General features: G+C 63.7%; 14 protein-coding genes. 5 read left to right on the top strand and 9 right to left on the bottom strand.

What is annotated here, in order from left to right:
- Window position 1: 1 nt before the first annotated feature.
- A complete protein-coding gene (locus BX592_RS26745; protein ID WP_134196294.1) occupies window positions 2–1165 on the bottom strand; it encodes an ABC transporter ATP-binding protein in 1164 nt (387 codons plus the stop codon).
- Between the two features lie 197 nt (window positions 1166–1362).
- Between BX592_RS26745 and BX592_RS26740 the strand changes: the two genes are divergently transcribed.
- Window positions 1363–2457 (top strand): LacI family DNA-binding transcriptional regulator, encoded by a 1095-nt coding sequence (locus BX592_RS26740; RefSeq protein WP_134196293.1) that lies wholly within the window; start codon window positions 1363–1365, stop codon window positions 2455–2457.
- Window positions 2458–2716: 259 nt separating this feature from the next.
- Window positions 2717–3715 (top strand): aldo/keto reductase, encoded by a 999-nt coding sequence (locus tag BX592_RS26735; protein WP_134196292.1) that lies wholly within the window; start codon window positions 2717–2719, stop codon window positions 3713–3715.
- Between the two features lie 120 nt (window positions 3716–3835).
- Here the strand turns inward: BX592_RS26735 and BX592_RS26730 are convergent, their stop codons facing one another.
- The 8 genes from BX592_RS26730 to BX592_RS26695 all read right to left on the bottom strand — a co-directional run bounded on the left by BX592_RS26730 (window position 3836) and on the right by BX592_RS26695 (window position 15054).
- Window positions 3836–4798: an ROK family protein gene (locus tag BX592_RS26730; protein ID WP_243849744.1), complete on the bottom strand. Its 963-nt coding sequence runs from the start codon at window positions 4796–4798 to the stop codon at window positions 3836–3838.
- Between the two features lie 52 nt (window positions 4799–4850).
- Window positions 4851–6473 carry a glucose-6-phosphate dehydrogenase gene (gene zwf / locus BX592_RS26725; RefSeq protein ID WP_134196291.1) on the bottom strand — a complete coding sequence of 541 codons (1623 nt, stop codon included), beginning with the start codon at window positions 6471–6473 and terminating at the stop codon, window positions 4851–4853.
- A 300-nt stretch (window positions 6474–6773) separates the two neighbouring features.
- Window positions 6774–9506, bottom strand: a complete 2733-nt coding sequence (locus BX592_RS26720) for an MGH1-like glycoside hydrolase domain-containing protein (RefSeq protein WP_134196290.1) — start codon at window positions 9504–9506, stop codon at window positions 6774–6776.
- A gap of 77 nt (window positions 9507–9583) precedes the next feature.
- Entirely contained in the window at window positions 9584–11590 is a 2007-nt protein-coding gene (locus BX592_RS26715) for an amylo-alpha-1,6-glucosidase (RefSeq protein WP_134196289.1), read from the bottom strand.
- Between the two features lie 107 nt (window positions 11591–11697).
- Window positions 11698–13008, bottom strand: coding sequence for an ATP-binding protein (locus BX592_RS26710; RefSeq protein ID WP_243849747.1), 1311 nt, complete (start codon window positions 13006–13008; stop codon window positions 11698–11700).
- 86 nt (window positions 13009–13094) lie between these two features.
- Window positions 13095–13808, bottom strand: a complete 714-nt coding sequence (locus BX592_RS26705) for a response regulator (protein ID WP_134196287.1) — start codon at window positions 13806–13808, stop codon at window positions 13095–13097.
- Window positions 13809–13853: 45 nt separating this feature from the next.
- Window positions 13854–14177, bottom strand: coding sequence for an EF-hand domain-containing protein (locus BX592_RS26700; protein ID WP_134196286.1), 324 nt, complete (start codon window positions 14175–14177; stop codon window positions 13854–13856).
- A 145-nt stretch (window positions 14178–14322) separates the two neighbouring features.
- Window positions 14323–15054 (bottom strand): DUF3313 family protein, encoded by a 732-nt coding sequence (locus tag BX592_RS26695; protein ID WP_166676477.1) that lies wholly within the window; start codon window positions 15052–15054, stop codon window positions 14323–14325.
- Window positions 15055–15385: 331 nt separating this feature from the next.
- Between BX592_RS26695 and BX592_RS26690 the strand changes: the two genes are divergently transcribed.
- The 3 genes from BX592_RS26690 to BX592_RS26680 all read left to right on the top strand — a co-directional run bounded on the left by BX592_RS26690 (window position 15386) and on the right by BX592_RS26680 (window position 21368).
- Window positions 15386–16912 (top strand): efflux transporter outer membrane subunit, encoded by a 1527-nt coding sequence (locus BX592_RS26690; protein ID WP_134196284.1) that lies wholly within the window; start codon window positions 15386–15388, stop codon window positions 16910–16912.
- 246 nt (window positions 16913–17158) lie between these two features.
- On the top strand, window positions 17159–18280 hold the full coding sequence (locus tag BX592_RS26685; protein WP_134196322.1) for an efflux RND transporter periplasmic adaptor subunit: 1122 nt from the start codon (window positions 17159–17161) through the stop codon (window positions 18278–18280).
- Window positions 18281–18293: 13 nt separating this feature from the next.
- Complete coding sequence (locus BX592_RS26680) at window positions 18294–21368, top strand: efflux RND transporter permease subunit (RefSeq protein WP_134196283.1); 3075 nt, start codon at window positions 18294–18296, stop codon at window positions 21366–21368.
- Window positions 21369–21449 lie beyond the last annotated feature (81 nt).

The following is a 21449-nucleotide window of genomic DNA, read 5'->3' as shown; positions in this document are numbered from 1 at the left end:
CTTATGCGAGGTTGGCGACTGCAGCGCCGCGCGCGGGCACTGCAAAGCCGTCTTCGGTAAATAGATGACAGGCGGCCGGATTCGCGCGAAACGTCACGCGCTCGCCGATCGCAACTTGCGCGCCGCCTGACACTTTCGCGATCAGCGTGTCGCCGCCGGGTTGATCAAGATGGACATAGCTGTGCTCGCCGAGATGCTCGACGAGCAGGACACTGCGGGTGAGTGATGCATCGGCGCCGGCGCTCCCGTGAGCGTCGGCGCCCGACAGTTCAAGATGCTCGGGACGCACGCCGAACGTCACCGGCTGCGCGCTTTGCAACCCGCTGCCGTCGACCTCGACGCGCAACCGTTCGCCGCCCTGCGTCAACGCGACCGTCACGCCTTGCGCATCGACGGATGCAACCGTCGCGGGCAAAAAATTCATCCGCGGCGAACCGATAAAGCCCGCGACGAAACGGCTCGCCGGCCGGTGATACAACTCGAGCGGCGCGCCGATTTGCGCAATGCTGCCGTAGCGCTCGGTATCCTTGCCCGCATGCAGCAGGACGATGCGGTCCGCCAGCGTCATCGCTTCGGTCTGATCGTGCGTCACATACACGACGCTCGCCTTCGCGAACTGCCGGTGCAGCTTCGCGATTTCGATGCGCGTCTGGCCGCGCAACGTCGCATCGAGATTCGACAGCGGCTCATCGAACAGAAACACGCCGGGTTCACGCACGATCGCGCGGCCGATCGCGACACGCTGCCGCTGGCCGCCGGACAATGCACGCGGCCGCCTGTCGAGCAACGCTTCGAGTTGCAGAATGCGCGCTGCTTCGCGCACCTTGCGGTCGATCTCGCTCTTCGGCACCTTCGCGAGCTTCAGGCCGAACGCCATATTCTCGTAGACGCTCATATGCGGAAACAACGCGTAGCTCTGAAACACCATCGCCACGCCACGCTCCGCGGACGGCACGTCGTTCATGATGCGTCCGCCGATCGACAGGTCGCCGTCGGTCACGTCTTCGAGACCGGCGATCATCCGCAACAGGGTCGACTTGCCGCAGCCGGATGGACCGAGAAACACGCAGAATTCGTTTTCGCCGATCTCGAGATCGACGTCGCGAATCACCGGCGCGCTATCGCCGTACGCTTTCTGCACGCCGCGTAACGAAATGCTCGCCATCGTCTCCACTCCATGTTTAAATCAGCAGAGCGGAGATTAAGCGCTTAAGCAGGCAGACATGAAAAACGATCGCACGCGCGACCGTTGGTCTGAAGCTTTGTCTCCGTCTCATTCTGTTTATGCGGGCAATGGTGCCGCGCGCCGGGCCGCAACGCAAATTCTGAGAAACCATCCCACATACTGGCCGCACAACCACAATGTCCACATTAAGCGAAGTCGCGGCACACGCGGGCGTCACATCGGCGACTGTATCGAACGTGTTGCGCAATCGCGGCCGGGTCGGTGAACAAACGCGTCAGCGCGTGCTCGAAGCAGTCGCCGCGCTCGGTTACCGGCCGCATCTGGCAGCACGCGCGCTCGCCGAAGGCCGCGCGCCGACCATCGCGCTGATGGTGTCGAGCATCGCCAATCCGTTCTATCCGGAGTTCGTGCTCGCCGTCGAACGTGCGGCGCGTACCAACGGCCATTTTGTGATTGTCTGCAATACGAATCAGGATCCGCTCGCGGGCCGCGCGTATCTCGAACAGATTGCCGGCACATTGTCCGAAGGCGTGCTGGTGATGAACGCGAACCTTGATTTCGCCGATCTTCACCAGACGCAAGCGCGTGGTACGCCGGTCGTGTTGTGCATGTGGGAGCGGCCGAACGATCCACCGGGGTTGCCGTGCGTCGCGGTCGACTTTCGTCGCGCCGGCGAACTGGCGGCGCAGCATCTGCTCGAACTCGGCCATCGACACATCGTCGCGATCGTCGGCAGCAAGCGCGGGGGCATTCATGCGGCGCGCTACGAAGGGTTCGTCGATACGCTGCGACACGCGGGCGTCAAATTGCCGCGCACGTGCGTGCGATATGCGCCGGATACGATCGAAGGCGGTTACGCGGCGGCGCGCGAATTGCTCGAATTGCACCCGCTCACGACCGCGATTTTCGCGACCAACGATCTGCCCGCGCTCGGTTCGATTCATGCGGCGTTCGATCTCGGCCGCAATGTGCCGCAGGACCTTTCGGTGCTTGGCATTACGGACATTCAGCTTGCGCGGCAATCGCGACCGCCGCTCACTACTGTCGCGGTGCCGACCGTCGAAGCGGCGGAAATGGCGGTGTCGTTGCTGCGCGAATTGATCGAACGGCCGCCCGCTGCGCATCACGCCGTGCACCAGACTGCGCGTCATGCCGCGCATACGGCGCGCAATTCCGATTCAGCGCGCGAGCAACCGCGTATCTGCGTCGCATCGGAACCGCGCCTGATCGTGCGTGGGTCGACAGGCGCGCCACGCCGCAAGCGCGGCTAAGTGCGGCTAAGTGCGGCTTTCGCTGCCGCCCTTCCTGCCACGACCGGCACGCTGCGTAGCAGCGCACGTCCGTGACACCGCGCTCGGCGCTGGCAACAACTGCATGCCGGTTTCGCCAGTGTGTATCGGCCCCCATCGCCGCAGAGCCGCCGACGCGAAGTCGCGATACCCGCTATGCTTCGTGTTTTCGCGTCCCGGTCCCAATGGCGGACCCTTCAAACGCTTTTCCTTCCTTACGTCTTCATTGCGGAGAATCGTTATGCAATATTGCAAATTCGGCGGCACAGGTCTGACTGTATCGCGCCTGTGTCTCGGCACGATGACCTTCGGCCTTCAGACCGAAGAAGCCGTGTCGCGCGCCATTCTCGACAAAGCTGCCGATGCCGGCGTCACGTTTATCGATACCGCCGACGTCTATCCGCTTGGCGCGACCGTCGATCAGACCGGCCGCACCGAAGAGATCATCGGCCGCTGGCTGAAGGGCAAGCGCGAGCGTTTTATCGTCGCGACCAAAGCGTTCAACAAGGTCGGACCGTCCGAGTGGGACCAGGGCTCGTCGCGCAAGCATCTGCTCAATGCAATCGACAACTCGCTGCGGCGACTGAACACCGACTACGTCGATCTTTATCAACTGCATAACGACGATCACGACACGCCGCTCGAAGAAACGCTTGAAGCGCTCGATACGATCGTGCGCTCCGGCAAGGCGCGCTATGTCGGCGTGTCGAACTTCCTCGCGTATCGGCTCGCGCGCGCGCTCGGCCGCTCGGACGTGCTGCGCGTCGTGCGTTTCGTGTCGGTGCAGCCGCGCTACAACCTGCTGTTCCGTCAGATCGAGCGCGAACTGCTGCCGCTCGCCGCTGAGGAAAAGCTCGCGGTGATGCCGTATAACCCGCTCGCCGGCGGCCTCCTGACCGGCAAACATCGTCACGATACGAAACCGTCCGAAGGACGCTTTACGTCCGCGACGGTCGGCAAGGCCGGCGACATGTATCAGGAGCGCTACTGGCACGAGCGCGAGTTTCACACCATCGACAAGCTGCGTGGCATCGTCGACAAGACGGGCGTATCGTTGGCGAAAACATCCGTGGCGTGGGTGCTCGCGAATCCGGTCGTGACCTCGGCGATCATCGGTGCAAGCCGGCCCGATCAGCTCGACGAGACGCTCGCGGCGGTCGACCTGGAACTCAATCCCGAACTGAAGGCGGAACTCGACGATGCGACCGTCGAGTATCGCTGGGGCGACGCCGCTCGTTAATAGGCGACGACGACGCAATAGCAGGGAATCGCGCGGAAAATGGGCTGCCAACCGCGCGCGCAACTGCGTGGTCAGTTGCACGCGCAACTAAAAAAGCGGCCGGCGTAACAGCCGGCCGCGCTAGCAGAAATCACCCTTACGCTGGTTCGCATCCGGCAGTTGCCGCGATTCACGCATCGAGCGCGGATGCCACAGCTTCGCGCCGCCTTCGATTCCGGCCGCATTCGACACGATCGCCACATTCGCAGGCAACTCGAACTTCAGGTTCGACGCATTGCCGCCGCCGATCCACAGCCGGTCGTAATTCACGAGCCGCGCGAGCACCTCGATAATCTTCTCGACCCGCTTGTTCCAGCGTTTGTCGCCGGCCTGCTCGCGCGCGTGCGCGCCGACGTACTCGTCATACGTACGGTTCTTGCTGACCGGGTGATGTGCGAGTTCTAGATGCGGCATCAGCTCGCCGTCGCGAAAGAGCGCAGTGCCCGCACCGGTGCCGAGTGTCAGTACAAATTCGAGGCCCTGCCCTTCGATCGCGGCGAACCCCTGCATCTCCGCATCGTTGATCATCCGAACCGGCAAGTTGCCGACACGTTTGGCCAGCATCGACGCAAGCGGTACGCCACGCCAGCCCTCGTCGCCGATATTCGGCGCGGTCAGCACCGCGTTCTCGCGCACGACGCCCGGAAAGCCGATCGACATCCGTGTCGGATGGTGCTGCGAGACCAGTGGCTCGACGAGCGTCGCAAGCGTATCGACCATCTGCTCCGGCGTGCACGGGTGCGGTGTCGCGACACGCACGCGTTCGCTCAACATCTTGCCGTCGGCATCGATCACCGCGGCCTTCAGCCCCGTGCCGCCGATATCGATCGCGAGAATGCGTTCGCGGGACGCCTGCTCGGGCGCGATATGCGGTGCAAGCGCGGTCTTCGGCGTCTTGACCGCTGACGCCTTTTTCACCGCAACCGTCTTCACCGCGATTTTCTTCGCAGCGGCTTTCTTTGTCGCAGCGCTTTTCACTGCGCCACGCGCGCCTTTCTTCGCGCCGGCCTTCTTGCTTGCCACAGTTGTTTTTCGTGTCGGCATGGTCGTTGTCCCTTCCTTATTGGCAGATTGTTTTGCCTACCCGGCCCGTCCGCTAACGGCGCTTCGGTTCGTCGTCGAGCGGACGCCACGCGTGTCCGGCGCGCGCGAGCAGCGCGTCGGCCTCGGCCGGTCCGCTGCCGCCCGCCGCATAGCCATGCACCGGTAGCGCGCCGCCGGCAATCGGATGCAGCACCGCATCGACCGCCGCCCAGCTTGCCTCGATACTGTCCGCACGCTGGAACAGCGTCTCGTCGCCGAGCATGCAGTCGTACAGCAGCGTCTCGTAACCGACGTTCGCCTGTTCCTTGAAGAAGTCGTTGTAGTCGAACGTCGAGCGCACCTTGCCCATTCGCATCGTCGGCCCCGGCACCTTCACGTTGAATTCGAAACGCGTGCCGTGCGCGGGATCGATGCGTATCGTCAGCACGTTCGGCACCAGCGAATCGACCGGCAGATTGCGGAACATCAGAAACGGCACGCGCCTCAGTTGCACCGCGATTTCGGTGCGCCGCGTTGCGAGCCGCTTGCCGGTGCGCAGATAAAACGGCACGCCGGCCCAGCGCCAGTTGTCGAGATACACGCGCGCGGCCGCGTAGGTCTCGGTCGTGCTGTCCGGTGCAACATTGGGCTCCGTGCGATACGCAACGCCTGCGGGCCCTTGCTCGTACTGGCCGAACACTACGTCATCGGCGCGCAGCGGCTGGATCGCTTCGAATACTTCGGCTTTCTTGTCGCGCACCGTCTCCGCATCGAATGAATTCGGCGGCTCCATCGCGACCATCGCGAGCAACTGGAACAGGTGGTTCGGCAGCATGTCGCGAAACGCGCCAGTGTGCTCGTAAAAGCCACCACGCCCTTCGACGCCGAGCGTTTCGGCCGCGGTAATCTGCACGCTGTCGATATACTCGCGCCGCCAGACCGGCTCGAACAGCGCATTCGCGAACCGCACCGCGAGAATGCTCTGCACGGTGTCCTTGCCGAGAAAATGATCGATCCGGTAGATCTGCTGCTCGTTGGCGTAGTTCAGAATGTGCGCGTTCAGATCGCGCGCGGACGCAAGATCGCTGCCGAACGGCTTCTCGATCACCACGCGGCGGAAACCGCCCGCGCTGCTCTCATCGAGCAGGCCCGCTTTGCCGAGCTGTTCGACGACCGGCTTGAAAAAGCGCTCGCCGACCGCGAGATAAAAAATCGCGTTGCCGCATCTACCGTTCTTGCTGATAGCCTGCTTCACGCGCTCGAACGTATCGGGCGTCGAGAAATCGCCCGCCACATAGTGCAGCCGTTGCGCGAGCCAGTTCCATGCCGCTTCGTCGGCCTTGCCCGCGCTCGAGCGTTCCGCCGCGAACTGCTGCAGCGACGTGTGCAGATCGTCGCGCCACTGGTCGGTGCCGCGCTCGCCTCGATTCACACCGATCACCTGCATGCCGTCGTCGAGCAGACCGTCGACGACCAGGTTGTACAGCGCGGGAATCAACAGACGCTTGGTCAGATCGCCGCCCGCGCCGAAAATGACGAGCGTGCACGGCGGTGCGGCGCACTCGCCCGCCGGTCCGCAAGGACCGATGCTGCGGGCCAATGCGTCGGTGGGCGCCGCGGGCACTTTCGCACCAGTGGTAGCGGGCTGCGCCGCAGAAAGTGTCGATTCGACGGGGGCATTCGTATCGGACGACATGGCATTCCCTCGCAGATGAAGATCCATCAATAACAGGCGTTATCAGGATGACTCGCCGCGCGGTCGGCCAGTTCCAACGAGATCGGACCGGCGCCGCAATTTCATCCAGACAGCCGCCATTCGAAAAATTTCTGTAAGGCCCACCGCGCGAGCGTTGCATCGACGCGGCGTCGACAGCACCCCGAAACGCGCCCGGCATTGGAGTTCGAATTGCGCGCCGAAGCGCGCGACCACCCGTCACTTATGCGTCCCGCCGCGTTGGCGGCTCACGCACCGGATATCCGCCGCACATGCACGCGGCTATTTGGCCGCGACCGCCTGCTCCGTTTCGCTCGCGGTAGGCAAGAGGCCCGAGCTCGCCGCTTCGCGCGGTTGCAGCAGCAGCGCGACCAACCCGCTCCAGCCGGTCTGATGCGATGCGCCGACACCGCGGCCGTTGTCGCCGTGGAAGTACTCATGAAACAGCACGAGATCCTGCGAGCGCGGGTCCGCCTGCAATTGCGGATAAGCGCCCATCACCGGCCGTTTGCCGTCGCGGCCTTTCAGGAACAGCCTCGTCATACGGCGCGCGAGTTCATCGCCGATCTCGCGCAGCGATAGCCGGATGCCCGAGCCGGTCGGATACTCGACGCGGAACTCATCGCCATAGTAGCGATGGAATTCGTACAGCGATTCGATCAGCAGAAAGTTGACCGGCATCCAGATCGGTCCGCGCCAGTTCGAGTTGCCGCCGAACACGCGCGAGTCGGATTCGGCAGGCAGATATTTGACCGAAAATTCCTTGCCGTCATGCCGGTAGACAAACGGTGCGTCGCAATGCACGCGCGATAGCGCACGCACGCCGTAGTCGGACAAAAACTCCGCTTCGTCGAGCGCGCGGCGCAGCAGCGCTTTCATCCGATGCCCGCGCAACAGCGACAGCAGCAGGCTATTGCCCTTGCCGGGCTCGTTCCAGCGCGACACGAGCCGCGCGAGATCCGGACGGTGCCGGAAGAACCACATCAGCCGCTCGTGCAACCCCGGCAACGTGTGGTGCAAGCGATGTTCGAGCACGTGCACCGCGAACAGCGGAATCAGCCCGACGATCGAGCGCACGCGCATCGGCACGTTGCTGCCGTCGGGCAGTCGCAGCTTGTCGTAGAAGAAACTGTCCTGGCCGTCCCACAAGCCGGTTTCGCAGCCGTCGTCGCAGCTCACCGCTTCGGCGATATACAGGAAGTGCTCGAAGAATTTCACGCCGATATCGACGAACACGCGGTTCTCATACGCAAGCTCGAGCGCGATGCGCATCAGGTCCAGCGCATACGCGGCCATCCATGCGGTGCCGTCGGCCTGATCGATATGTCCGCCGGTTGGCAGCGGAGACGAGCGGTCGAAGATGCCGACGTTATCGAGTCCGAGAAAACCGCCCTGGAAAATGTTGCGGCCATCCGCGTCCTTGCGGTTCACCCACCACGAGAAATTCAGCAACAGCTTGTGAAACACCAGTTCCAGAAAATCGCGATCGCCCTTGCCGGTCAGCGACCGGTCGATCTCGTACACGCGCCACGCGGCCCACGCATGCACCGGCGGATTCGCATCGCTGAACGCCCATTCATACGCGGGCAACTGACCGTTAGGATGCTGATAGCGGTCCTTCACGAGCAGCAGCAGCTGGCGCTTCGCGAACGCGGGGTCGATCAGCGCCAACGCGGCCGCGTGAAAGGCGAGATCCCACGACGCGTACCACGGGTACTCCCATTTGTCCGGCATCGACACGATGTCCGCGTTGCACAGATGCCGCCAGTCCGCGTTGCGGCCGCGCCGCCGGCCGCTGGGCGGCACCGGCTGCGCCGGGTCGCCGTCCATCCAGCGCTGCACGTCGAACTGGTAATACTGCTTCGACCACAGCATGCCCGCGAGCGCCTGACGCTGCACGAGGCGCTCGTCAGGATCTTCGATCTCGCGCTGCAACGCGCCGTAGAATTCGTCCGCTTCGGCAATGCGGTGAGCAAACAGCGCGTCGGCGTCGAGCGGCACTTCGTCGGGCATCGACGCGACACGCCAGCGCAGATAAACGACCGCTTCGCCGTGCGGTTCGAGTTCGAGCGACACATGCGCGCCCGCTTTCGAGCCTGCGTCGCGGCGCACCGCTTCGCGCTGGCCATGCACGAGATAGTCGTTGAAGCCGTCCTTGAACGGACCGACCGCGTCCATGCCGTACAGACGCATCACGTTGGTGTCGTTTTCGCAGAACAGCCATTCGACGCCGGTCCCATAACCGGTGTCCTTGCGCCACGCGGACACGATGATCGACTCATGGCTCGGATGGCGGCCGAACAGATACGTGCGATCGCGCATCCGCTCGAGCATCAGCGATGGTTTGTCCTCGAGCCCTTTCCACGACCATTTGTTGCGCGCCCAGATCTGCGGCAGCACATCGAGCGATGCGGCCACGTCGCCGCGGTTCTCGACCGTTACGCGCATCACGATATCTTCGTGCGTGTGCTTCGCATACTCGACGGTCACATCGAAGTAGCGCGAATGGTCGAATACGCCGGTATCGAGCACTTCGTACTCGGGCAGGTCCGCACCACGGCGCGCGTTTTCTTCGACGAGATCGGCGTACGGGTACGCAGCATGCGGGTACTTGTACAGCATCCGCATGTACGAATGCGTCGGCGTACCGTCCTGATAGAAGTACAGCTCCTTCACGTCCTCGCCGTGATTGCCCTGCGAGTTCGTGAGACCGAACAGACGTTCCTTGATGATCGGGTCATGCCGGTTCCACAACGCAAGCGACACGCACCAGTTCAGCGTGTCGTCGCCGAAGCCGGCAATGCCGTCCTCGCCCCACCGATAAGCACGGCTGCGCGCGTGATCGTGCGGGAAGTAATCCCATGCGGTGCCGTCCGCGCTGTAGTCCTCACGCACCGTGCCCCACTGGCGTTCGCTCAGATATGGGCCCCAGCGTTGCCACTGTGTGCATTCGGTGGAATGCAGACGGGTACCCTCGGCGGTGTCCAGCAGATTGCAGGCACGAAGGCAGGGCATGACAGCTTCCTCCTTTTTGACTACGCGGCAGGAGTCACATCGTAGCGCGCTTTGCGCGGCGTTGCGCGTTTGGCGGGCTATCTCATGTGTCGCATGGCAAGTATCGCGTCGATGCGCAGCCGCTCGCCGAGCGACCACGCCTGAAAAGGTGCACCCGCGCAGTGGTGCGGTGCATCGCCGTCAGCGACTTCGCTGATGTGATCGAGGCCCGCGTCGTCCAGATGCGCATCGAGCGGCGCGACAAAACGCTCGAAGGCCGCCGCGCACGCCTGCGCATCGGGTTGTTCGACGCGCATCCACGCTTCGACGAACGGACCGAGCAGCCACGGCCACACCGTGCCTTGATGATAGGCGCCATCGCGCTCGAGCGGGCCGCCCGCATAGTGGCCGCGATACGCGGGATCCGACGGCGCGAGCGTGCGCAGGCCAAGCGGCGTCAGCAGATGCACGCGTACCTGCGCGACCACCGCGCGCGCGGCCACACCGTCGACGACCTGAAACGGCAGGCCGCCGACCGCGAAAATCTGGTTCGGTCGCACCGAGCGGTCGAACGTGCCGCGCACGTGATCGACGTCGACCACATCGAACAGCGCGCCGCTTGCAGGGTCGACAAATCGTTCGACGAAAGCGCGCGTCGCGCGCTTCGCGGCTTCGCGCCAATGCGGGTTCCAGTTTGATGCGATGCGCAATGCGTTGATCCACAGGGCCTGCACTTCGACTGGTTTGCCGATGCGCGGCGTGACGACCCAGTCGCCGATCTTCGCGTCCATCCATGTCAGTTGCACGCCGGGCACGCCCGCGCGCAGCAGGCCGTCCTCGTCGTCGGCGCCAATTGCAAAGCGCGTGCCGCGTGTATAACCGGCGAGAATTTCATCGACCGCCTGCTGCAGACGGCGGCGCGTCGCAGCGGACGCATGCTGCACAGCAAGATAGTCGTGCACCGCGACGACGAACCAAAGCGACGCATCGACCGAGTTGTATTCGGGCGCGTCGCCATAGTCCGGAAAGCGGTTTGGCAACATGCCTTCGGATAGCGTGGCCGACCATTCGAGCAGGATCGCTTCCGCTTCGTCATAACGTGCACAGCTGAGCAGCAGGCCGCGCATCGAGATAAACGTGTCGCGGCCCCAGTCGGTGAACCACGGAAAGCCGGCGACGATCGTGCGACCCCGCTCGCGCGCCACGACATACGCATCGGCCGCGCGGTGCAGGCGCGACGCGAACGACGCGCGGCGCGTACGCTCCGCGTTTTCGAGCTGCTGCGCGTGCGTCGACGCGTCGGAGGGTCTGGTTGTCGTGTTCTCGTGCGTAGCGGGCACGCCCTCCGCGCTGAAAATCAGCACCGCATCGCCGGCGCAAAGATCGAATGTAAAGACGCCGGGCGTCGCGAGGTCCTCGGTAAATTCGAGTCCGCGTTCGCGCTCGCGCGGGTAGCGGAAGTTTCGATACCAATCGGGCGCATGCTCATACGCGCCGTTCGACGCCGCGTAAATCGCCGGTAAATCGCCATACGGTCGCCAGCTGACGCAACCGCCGTCGATGTTCGCGGCGAAGTTGAACGCATGGTTTTCATGGTGCAGCGCATGATAGTCGCGACCCGACAGTAGCGGCCGCACGTGCAGCGTGACGCGGCCTGTCGTATTGCTCGCCTGGCCGCCTGTCGCGCGGCCCGCGCTTTTCGCGTCGCGCCGCAGGCGCCAGCGCAGCACCGTCTCGGCAGTCTGCTTGACGACGAATAGTTCCGCGCTGACCTCACCATGCGCGCCGGGTGCGAATCGCCACGTGGGCCACGGTTGCGTCGTGAAATCGAGCAGATGCCCGGTGATATCCGGTACGTTCAGATCGGGCATATAGCATTGCGTGGTCAGCGGATAACGCTCGCCGTTCGCGTCGAGCCACGCTTCGATACCGTTCACCAGCACGATCCTGCCTGCCGGCGGGCGCGTCGCCGCGAGCAGCAGCGCATGATAACGGCGCGTGCGCGGCGTGCCAGCCGTGCCGGAGGCAAAACCGCCGAAGCCGTCCGCCTCGAGCCATTCGGCGTCAAGACGCGCGGCGTCGAACGGGCGCGCGATGTCGGTCATCGATATGCCCTCTCCTATCCCTGTTTCAGGTGATGGCCCGACGTCATTGCCCGACGTCACCGCCTGGGGTCCCGCTTACGGTCACGGGTTACGGTCACCGCTCACAGTCACTGCGGCAACACGACCCACACTTCGAGCCCGCCGCCGTCGCGCGGATGAAATTGCAGCGTGCCGCCATGCAGACGCGCGATCCTTTCGACGATAGCGAGACCCAGACCCGTGCCACTGGTTCCGCTATGCGCATTCTTGCCGCGTTGAAACGGCGCCTTCAGCGCTTCGAGTTCGGCGGCCGTCAGCCCGCTGCCGCGATCGCCGATCGCCACGTACACCGCGCGCGCATCGCGCCACGTGCGCACCGCGAAGCCGCTGCGGCCATACTTGATTGCGTTCTGCATCAGGTTCATCAGCAGCCGCATCATGCTGATCGGCCGAAACGCAACCGGCGGCAAATCCGCGAGCGACAGTTCGAAATCATGCCCGAGCCCCGCGAAATCCGCAGCGAGCTGGCTCACGAGCCCATTCAGATCGCCAGGCTGCGCAGCCTCGCGTTCACCGCTGCCCGCGTAGTCCATGAATTGCTGAAGGATCGTGTCGATCTGGTCAAGGTATGACTCGGACGCATGGGTGAATGCATCGTCGCGCGGTGCGCCCGCCATCGCCATCGCAAGGCGCAGCTTCGTCAGCGGCGTGCGGATATCGTGCGAGATGCCGGCCAGCATCATCGCGCGCGTCGCTTCCGCCTGCTGCAGCGCATGCGTCATCTGATTGAACGCGGTGCTGACCTGCGCAATTTCGGTCGGGCCATCGACCGGCAGCGGCTCGGGTGGATCGCCCTCGCTGACGCGCCGCGCCGCGTCGGCCAGATGCTGCAGCGGCCGGTTCAGGTGCCGCTGCAGCAGAAAGCCGGTCAGCGCGGCAAGCACGCCGAGCCCTGGCGCGAGTAGCAGCGCGCTAAGAAGCCGGCCGCCTTGCGCCTCCTCGGGCAGCACCAGCGAAATCCAGTACGGCGTATCGGCGATATGCACGAGCAGCCACATATGCTGCGGCGCGCCGCGTGTGCGTTCGGGTTCCCAGCGCACGTCGCTGCCGGCCGGCAGATAGCGGTGCAGCGTCTCGAGGAAGATGCCGAGCTCGTGCGTGCGGTAGAACTCGAGCGCCCGGGTCGGCGGCTGCACCAGCGCGTCGGACGGCACGTCGGCACGCGCATCGAGCCGCTCGACCAGCGCATCGCGAGATTCGCGCGGCGTGGCCGACAGCACCGCGTCGAGCGTCGTGATGTAGGCGCCGAACACCGCGGCCGCACGCTCGACGCGCGGCCGCTGCACGTAGTGCAGTAGCACGGTTAACGAGGCCACTTCGCTGACCCCGATCAGCACGATCAACAGCAGGATATTGCGGGCGAGCAGCGAGCGCGGCATCAGTCGCGCGAGCAAACGTCTATCTACCGCGCTGGATGACGCACGCGGCACCCGATCGGTTTGCGCACCTGCTTCGACACGCGCGGTCATGATTCGACGTCGGCAATCAGCATATAGCCGACGCCCCACACGGTTTTGATAAAACGCGGCTTCGACGGATCGCTTTCGATCGCCTGCCGCAGCCGCAGCACCTGCACATCGATGCTGCGATCGAGCGCGTCGTGCTCGCGGCCGCGTGCGCGAGCGATCAGATTGTCGCGGCTCACGGCGCGGTTCGGCGATGAACCGAGCGCGGTCAGCAGCAGCATTTGCGCCGAATGCAATTCAACCGCTTCGTCGCCACGAAACAGCAGGCTCTTGCCGACGTCGAGCCGGAAGTCGCCGAAGCGCACCGATTGCGTCGTCACGGTCGGCTCGCCGGCCGCGATCTTCTGCCGGCGTAGCAATGCGTTGATTCGCGCGGTCAGTTCCTGCGGCAGGAATGGCTTCGCCAGATAGTCGTCGGCGCCGGTCTCGAGGCCCGCGACGCGATCGAGTGGATCGCCCTTCGCGGTCAGCATCAGAATGGGCAGCGTTTCGCCTTCGGCGCGCAACTGCTTGCAGATCTCGAGACCGTTCTCGTCGCCGATCATCAGGTCGAGCACCAGCACGTCATACGGCTCGCGCTCCAGATAGCGCTTCAGGCGCGTGCTGTTCTCGACGACCCGCACCGAAAAACCCTGCGACGTCAGAAAACGCTGCAGCATATTGCGCAGTTCGGCTTCGTCGTCGAGCACGATGATGCGGGCGGATCGGTCCATGCCAGTCTCCGGATAGGAAACGCGAAGCGACGCTACAGCAGGCATTTACTGTCGTCGCTTTGACATCATGAACTGCTCGAGTTGCGGCAACGTCACGTAACCTACCTTCTGCGTGTCGATTTCATCGAAATGCTGTGCGACGCGCGGCATGCCAGCCGCCGCCTGCTCCCTGGTCAACTTGCCGTCGTGCGTGGTGTTCGCAGCGCCAAAGCGTTCCTGCAGTTGCTGCATTGCTTGCTGCATGCGTGCGCCACCCATTGCCTGCATCGACTGCATGTTTTGCGCGGGCACTTCTTGCGCTGGCGCGCTCTGCGCGAATGCACCCGTCGATGCGATACACAAGGCCAGCATGGTAATCCACTTCTTCATTCCTTCCTCCGATGAGTCGGGCACCTGCGTCGCTTGCGTCGTGCTGCGAATCGCGTGGTGACAGGGCGAATTCTTGTCGTTCGCCGCTGCGAAGGCAATGCGGAAACTATGTCACTTTATGTCACCGGCACGGCTCTCGCGCACGCTAGTGCGCGTCACGGATCGCTTCGAACGCCGCCTTCAGGTTCTGCGCTTTCGCCGCCAGCGCGCGCGGTATTTCGTCGAGCCGAACGGACTCCGGTACGTCATCCGGCCGCGGCGGATTGTTGATTGCGAACAGCAGCGTTTCGTTGTCGCCCGACGCGCCGATCGCCTGCACGGTCATTGTCTTGAACGAGATCTTGCTGACGCCCGCGACGCGCTTCACGCCGTTGATCGCGACGCCGACCGGCGTCAGGTTGCGCAGACGAAAGCCCTCTTTTTCGAGCCGCACGTCGGTCAACGCGATTTGCAGGATCAGCGAATCGGGGCGTGGCGAATCGACGACCGTCATGTCCTTCATTACCTCCTGCGTCAGGATCTGCGCGAACGTACGCGTGACTTGCGCCATTTGGTCGGGATCGATGCCTTTGTACGGCGAATCCGGTGACAGAAAAACTTCGATCGGCGCGAGATACACGCTGTGCAACCGCGCGCGCTGCGCCGCATAGTCTGGCGCCATATAGCCCGTCGTACCAGGGAATTGCGCGACCGGCGTGAGTTGCACGCTATCCGGAATCAGATACCCGGCGCGTGCAACCCCGGGCTGTGCAATCAGCGCAAGCGTCAATGCGGCGCACGCAAGAAGCCATGCCGCACGCATTTTCAGCTGCGCGCGCGTCGTTTGCATCGCTGACAAGAACGACGCGTTAAACCGCGGATCGATGGAAATTTTCATGGCCCGTTCCAGGTTTGACGGTTGAATCATCATAGGCGACGCGCATTGCGCGTCGGCCTGGTGGTATCCCGTTACGGCGCACGCGGCCCAGTGCGGTTCGCTTGCCATACGGCGGGCGCCGCGTGGCGCTGGTCCACCCGTGCGGACGATCGCGCTCAAAGCCCTGCGCGATTTATGCCGATCACCGATATGCGATCGAGCCATGCTAGGCTATGCGCCAATTCGGCATGCCGCCGGGCGTTTTGCATCCCGAAAAGACCAGCTTAGTTGCATTGAATATCGGCATCCGTGCGCCTAACCGCACAAGGCGCGCGCGAAACAGGGTGGATTGATGACAAAGGACAATAACCCGCACTCCCTACCATCAGGTCGTTCATGCACGGCGCTTTGCAGCGCTGCGTCGATCGTTTTGCCCGCACTGCTGCTGGCGGGCTGCATGGTCGGGCCCGATTACCGGACTCCCGCACCGCCGCCGACCGACAGCTACACGACGGCCCCGCTGCCGGATCAGACCGCGTCGGCTCCCGGCGCATCCGGCGTGCCGCAGCGCTTTGCAAGCGGCGACGAGATTCCGGCGGCCTGGTGGACGCTGTTTCATTGCGAACCGCTCGACGCACTGATTCGCAAGTCGCTCGCCAATAGCCCGAATATCGCATCGGCGCGCGCGGCGCTGCGTCAGTCGCGCGAGAACCTGAGCGCGCAGTTCGGCGGCACGCTGCTGCCGCGCGTCGATGGGCAGATCAACGCGACACGCGAGAAATTCAACGGCATCACATTCGGCCAGCCGCAGTTCACCGAAGATCTGAATCTGTATAACGCATCGGTCAACGTGTCCTATGCGCTCGACCTGTGGGGTGGCGCGCGCCGCGGTGTGGAGGCGGCGCGCTCGCAGGTCGACTATCAGCGCTATCAGTTGCAGGGCGCGTGGCTCGCGCTCACCGCGAATATCGTCACCGCAGCGGTAAAGGAAGCGTCGCTGCGCGCGCAGATCGAAGCGACTGAAGAAATCGCGAAAGAGGAAGACGCGCAGCTGACCACGCTGAAAAAGCAGTTCGAACTCGGCGGTATCGGTCGCACCGATGTGCTGACGCAGCAGACGCTGCTCGCGCAAACGCGCGCGACGCTGCCGCCGCTGCGGCAACAGCTGGACCAGACGCGCCATCAGCTGGCGGTGCTGTCGGGCAGCCCGCCGAGCGACCCGAGCCTGCCGGAGTTCCGGCTCGAGATGTTCTCGCTGCCGCAGACGCTGCCGGTTAGCGTGCCGTCCGCGCTGGTCAGGCAGCGGCCCGACATTCTCGCGGCCGATGCGACGCTGCATCAGGCCAGTGCGCAAGTCGGTGTCGCGACCGCGAATATGTATCCGCAGATCACGCTGTCGGCAAGTTACGGCACGCAGTCGCTGACGCCCGCGGAACTGTTCCGTGCGGAAAGCACGGTGTGGAGCATCGGCGCGGGCCTGCTGCAGCCGCTTTTCCGCGGCGGCCAGTTGCTGTCGCAAAAGCGCGCGGCCGTGGCCGCGTACGAAGAGGCGGACGCGCAATACAGGCAAACCGTGCTGCTCGCATTCCAGAACGTCGCCGATTCGCTGCGCGCGCTCGATCACGACGCGAGCGGCCTGAGCGCGCAAACCGAAGCATGGCAATCGGCCAGCGACGCACTCGATATGGCGCGCGGCCAGTTCAAGCTCGGCGGCATCAGCTATCTGTCGCTGCTCGTCACGCAGCGCCAGTACCAGCAAACCGTCGTCGATCTCGCGCAGGCGCAGGCCGCGCGCTATGCGGATACCGCGGCGCTGTTCCAGGCGCTCGGCGGCGGCTGGTGGCACGACCCGGTGCCGGAAACCGCCGCGGTGCAATGAGGATGACGCGCGCGTTCCGAGCCTTTACCGCCGCAGTGACCCCGAACAGTTGCCGCGAACGGCGACCGCGGATTCACTGAACGACCATGAAGCCGACCACGAAGCGCCACCGCGCGATAACAGCGGACGGCGCTTCACGATGAGACGTGCAAGGACATAACGATGAGTACAAAAGGACCGATCGCGAACCAGTCAGCCGACGCCGCCATCTCGCCGGCGCGCCACCGGCGCCGCATCACAAAACGCATGATCATCATGCTGATCTGTGTCGGGTTGCTGCTCGGCGCGATTGTCGGCTTCAATCTGTTCAAGTCGCACATGATCGCGAAGATGATGGCGAGCAACGCGCTGCCGCCCGCGACCGTGACCGCGACCGTCGCGAACTTCCAGACGTGGCAGCCGCAGCTTGCGGCGGTCGGCAGCCTGCGCGCGGTGCGCGGCGTCGACGTGACAACCGAAGTGCCCGGCCTCGTGCGCGAAATCGCCTTTGCATCGGGGCAGGATGTGAAAGCCGGCCAGGTGCTGGTGCGCCTGAACGACGATTCCGATGTCGCGCTGCTGCATTCGCTGCAGGCCGCGGCAGATCTCGCGCAAACGGTCTACAAGCGCGACCAGGCGCAGTTCGATATTCAGGCGATTGCGAAAGCGCAGCTCGACGCGGATGCCGCCGATCTGAAAAGCAAGACCGCACAGGTCGCGCAACAGGCGGCGCTGGTCGAGAAAAAGACGATCCGCGCGCCGTTTGCCGGCCGGGTCGGCATCACGACCGTGAACCCCGGCCAGTATCTGAATCCAGGCGACGCGATCGTCACGCTGCAAGCGATCGATCCGATCTATGCGGACTTCTATCTGCCGCAACAGCAACTGGGCCAGCTCGCGGTTGGCCAGCAGATCGCGCTCGACACCAACGCGTTCGGCGGCCGCACGTTCAGCGGCAAGATCCGCTCGATCAACCCGCGGGTCGACAACACGACGCGCAATGTGCAGATCGAAGCGACCGTCGATAACCGCGAACGCAAGCTGCTGCCCGGCATGTACGCGAACGTGAAGATCGACGCGGGCGGCGAAGAACGCCACCTGACCCTGCCGCAAACCGCGATTACCTATAACCCGTACGGCGCGACCGTGTTTATCGTGAAGCCGGGCGACAAGCCGGATGCGCAAGGCAAGACGATGCCGACCGCGCAGCAGGTCTTCGTCACGCCGGGGCCGACGCGCGGCGATCAGGTCGCGATTCTGAAGGGCATCGAGCCAGGTGTGCAGGTCGTGACGAGCGGACAACTGAAGCTGAAGAACGGCACGCCGCTGGTGATCGACAATCGCGTGCAGCCGGCCGACAGTCCGAACCCGCAGCCTCAGGAACAATAAGGGGCCGCGCACTATGAACTTTACCGACATCTTTATCAAGCGGCCAGTACTCGCGGCCGTCGTCAGTCTGCTGATTCTCGTGCTTGGCGCGCGTGCGCTGATCGCGCTGAAGGTCCGTGAATATCCGAAGACCGAAAACGCGGTGGTCACCGTGATGACCGCGTACTACGGTGCGAGCGCCGACACCATTGCCGGCTTTATTACGCAGCCGCTCGAATCGGCGATCGCGCAGGCGCAAGGCATCGACTATATGTCGTCGACCAGCACGACCGGTGTATCGACGATCACCGTCACGCTGCGCCTGAACTACGACTCGAACCGCGCGTTGACCGAAATCAACACGCAGATCGCGTCAGTGCGCAACCAGTTGCCGCCGCAGGCGCAGCAGCCGGTGCTAACCGTGCAGACCGGTGAAACGACTGACGCGATGTACATGGGCTTTTACAGCAGCGTACTGCCGAGCAATAACGTCACCGACTATCTGCTGCGCGTCGTGAAGCCAAAGCTCGATTCGATCGAAGGCGTGCAAACCGCCGAAATTCTCGGCGGCCGGCAATTCGCGCTGCGTGCATGGCTCGATTCGGCGCGGCTCGCCGCGCATAACGTCACTGCGCAGGACGTGTACGCCGCGCTCGGCAATAACAACTATCTGGCCACGCTCGGCACGACCAAGGGGCAGATGGTCACCGTCGACCTGAATGCGGGCACCGACCTGCATTCCGTCGATGACTTCAAAAAGCTTGTGGTCAAGCAGAAAGGCACCGCGATCGTACGGCTCGAAGACGTCGCGAATGTCGTGCTCGGCGCGGACAGCTACGACTTCAACGTCGCGTTTTCCGGCAAGCGCTCGGTGTTTATCGGTATCAAGGTCGCGCCGGACGCGAATATTCTCGATGTCGCAAAACGCGTGCGCACCGCGTTTCCCGGCTTGCAGTCACAGTTCCCGACCGGCATGACCGGCGATATCGTCTACGATGCGACCGACTTCGTGAACACGTCGATCGAGGAAGTGATCAAGACGCTCGTCGAGGCGCTGCTGATCGTCACGGTCGTGATTTTCCTGTTTATCGGCAGCTTGCGCGCGGTGATCGTTCCACTGATCGCAATGCCGCTGTCGCTGATCGGCACGTTCTTCGTGATGCAGTTGCTCGGCTACTCGATCAACCTGCTGACGCTGCTCGCACTGGTGCTCGCAATCGGCCTTGTCGTCGACGACGCGATTATCGTCGTTGAAAATGTCGACCGGCATATGAAGGAAGAAGGCCGCTCGCCGTATGAGGCCGCGCTGATCGCCGCGCGCGAACTCGGTGGGCCGATCCTCGCGATGACCGTGGTGCTGATCGCCGTGTACGTGCCGATCGGCTTTCAGGGCGGCCTGACCGGCGCGCTCTTCACCGAATTCGCGTTCACGCTGGCAGGTGCGGTGACCGTATCGGGCATCGTCGCGCTGACACTTTCGCCGATGATGTGCTCGCGTTTTTTCACCGCCGAGCAGGAGTCGAATCGCTTCGTGCGTTTCGTCGACCGCCAGTTCGATCGCGTGCACCGCGGCTATGCGCGCCTGCTGCATGCGACGCTCGATACGTGGCAGGTGTTTATCGTGATGGGTGTGCTGCTGCTTGGCGGCACCGTGTACCTGTTCATGACGTCGCAGTCGGAGCTCGCGCCGCAGGAAGACCAGGGCATCGTGCTGTCGCAAATCCAGGGACCGCCGAACGCGACGATTCAGCAGATGCAGATGTACGCGGACCAGGTATTCGATATTTCAAAGCAGATGCCTGAGTACTCGCAGATGTTCCAGCTGACCGGCGCACCGACGCTTAACCAGGGCATTGGCGGCGTGCTGTTCAAGACATGGGATAAGCGCAAGAAAGGCGCGACGCAGCTTCAGCAGGAACTGCAGCAGAAGTGGAATAGCATCGCCGGCGCGCGCGTGGCCGCGTTCCAGTTCCCGCCGCTGCCCGGCGCGCAGGGCTTGCCGGTGCAGTTCGTGATCACGACCACCGAGCCGTTCGAAAACCTGAACGAAGTCGCGCAGGCGGTGCTCGCGAAGGCATACCAGAGCGGGATGTTCTTCTACGTCGACAGCGACCTGAAGCTCGACAAGCCCGAGAGCGTTTTGCTCGTCGACCGCGACAAGGTCGCGTCGCTCGGCATGACGCAAGCGGACGTCGGCGCCGCGCTCGGCGCGGCGTTGGGCGGCAACTACGTGAACTACTTCTCGATCGCGGGCCGCTCGTACAAGGTGATTCCGCAAGTGCTGCAAACCGACCGTCTGAATCCGTCGCAGGTGCTCGACTACTATCTGCGCACGCCGGACGGCAGCGTCATTCCGGCGTCGACCGTCACGCATCTGAAGCAGCAGGTCGTGCCAGAGTCGATCAACCACTTCCAGCAGCTGAATTCGGCGACGATTTCCGGCGTCGTCGTGCCGGGCGTGTCGCAAAACCAGGTGCTCGACTTCCTGCGCCAGGCGACCGTCGAAGCGGCGCCGTCCGGCTATACGGCAGACTTTTCCGGGCTCTCGCGGCAGTTCGTGCAGGAGTCCGGCGGGTTCGCCGTCACGCTGCTGTTCGCTACGATTATCGTGTTCCTCGCGCTGGCCGCGCAGTTCGAAAGTTTCCGCGATCCGATCGTGATTCTGATATCGGTGCCGATGGCGCTGTTCGGCGCGCTGATCTTTATCAACATCGGACTATCGACGCTCAACATCTATACGCAGGTCGGACTGGTTACGCTGATGGGGCTCGTCAGCAAGCACGGCATTCTGATCGTGCAGTTCGCGAACCAGTTGCAGCGCGCCGGAAAATCGAAGCGCGAGGCGCTTGAAGAAGCGGCGGCGGTGCGTTTGCGGCCGATTCTGATGACCACCGCGGCGATGGTGTTCGGCGTGCTGCCGCTGGTGATCGCATCGGGTGCGGGCGCGGCGGGCCGCAACGCGATGGGTCTGGTGATTTTCACCGGGCTGTCGATCGGCACGTTGTTTACGCTGTTCGTCGTGCCGGCGATGTACATGTTTATCGGCGCGGATCACCATCGGGATCGACGCGGAGATCGCAACGATCCGGGAGCCGCGCAGACGGTCTGAGCCGCCAGGCTTCAAAAGTGCGGGGCGTGCCATCGAAGGGTGGCACGCCCTTTTTTTAGCGAAGCGACGATCGTGTGGCGG

It is taken from the genome of Paraburkholderia rhizosphaerae (assembly GCF_004366595.1).
GTDB classification, from domain to species: Bacteria; Pseudomonadota; Gammaproteobacteria; order Burkholderiales; family Burkholderiaceae; genus Paraburkholderia; species Paraburkholderia rhizosphaerae.
This window is presented reverse-complemented; position numbering and strand designations above follow the sequence as displayed.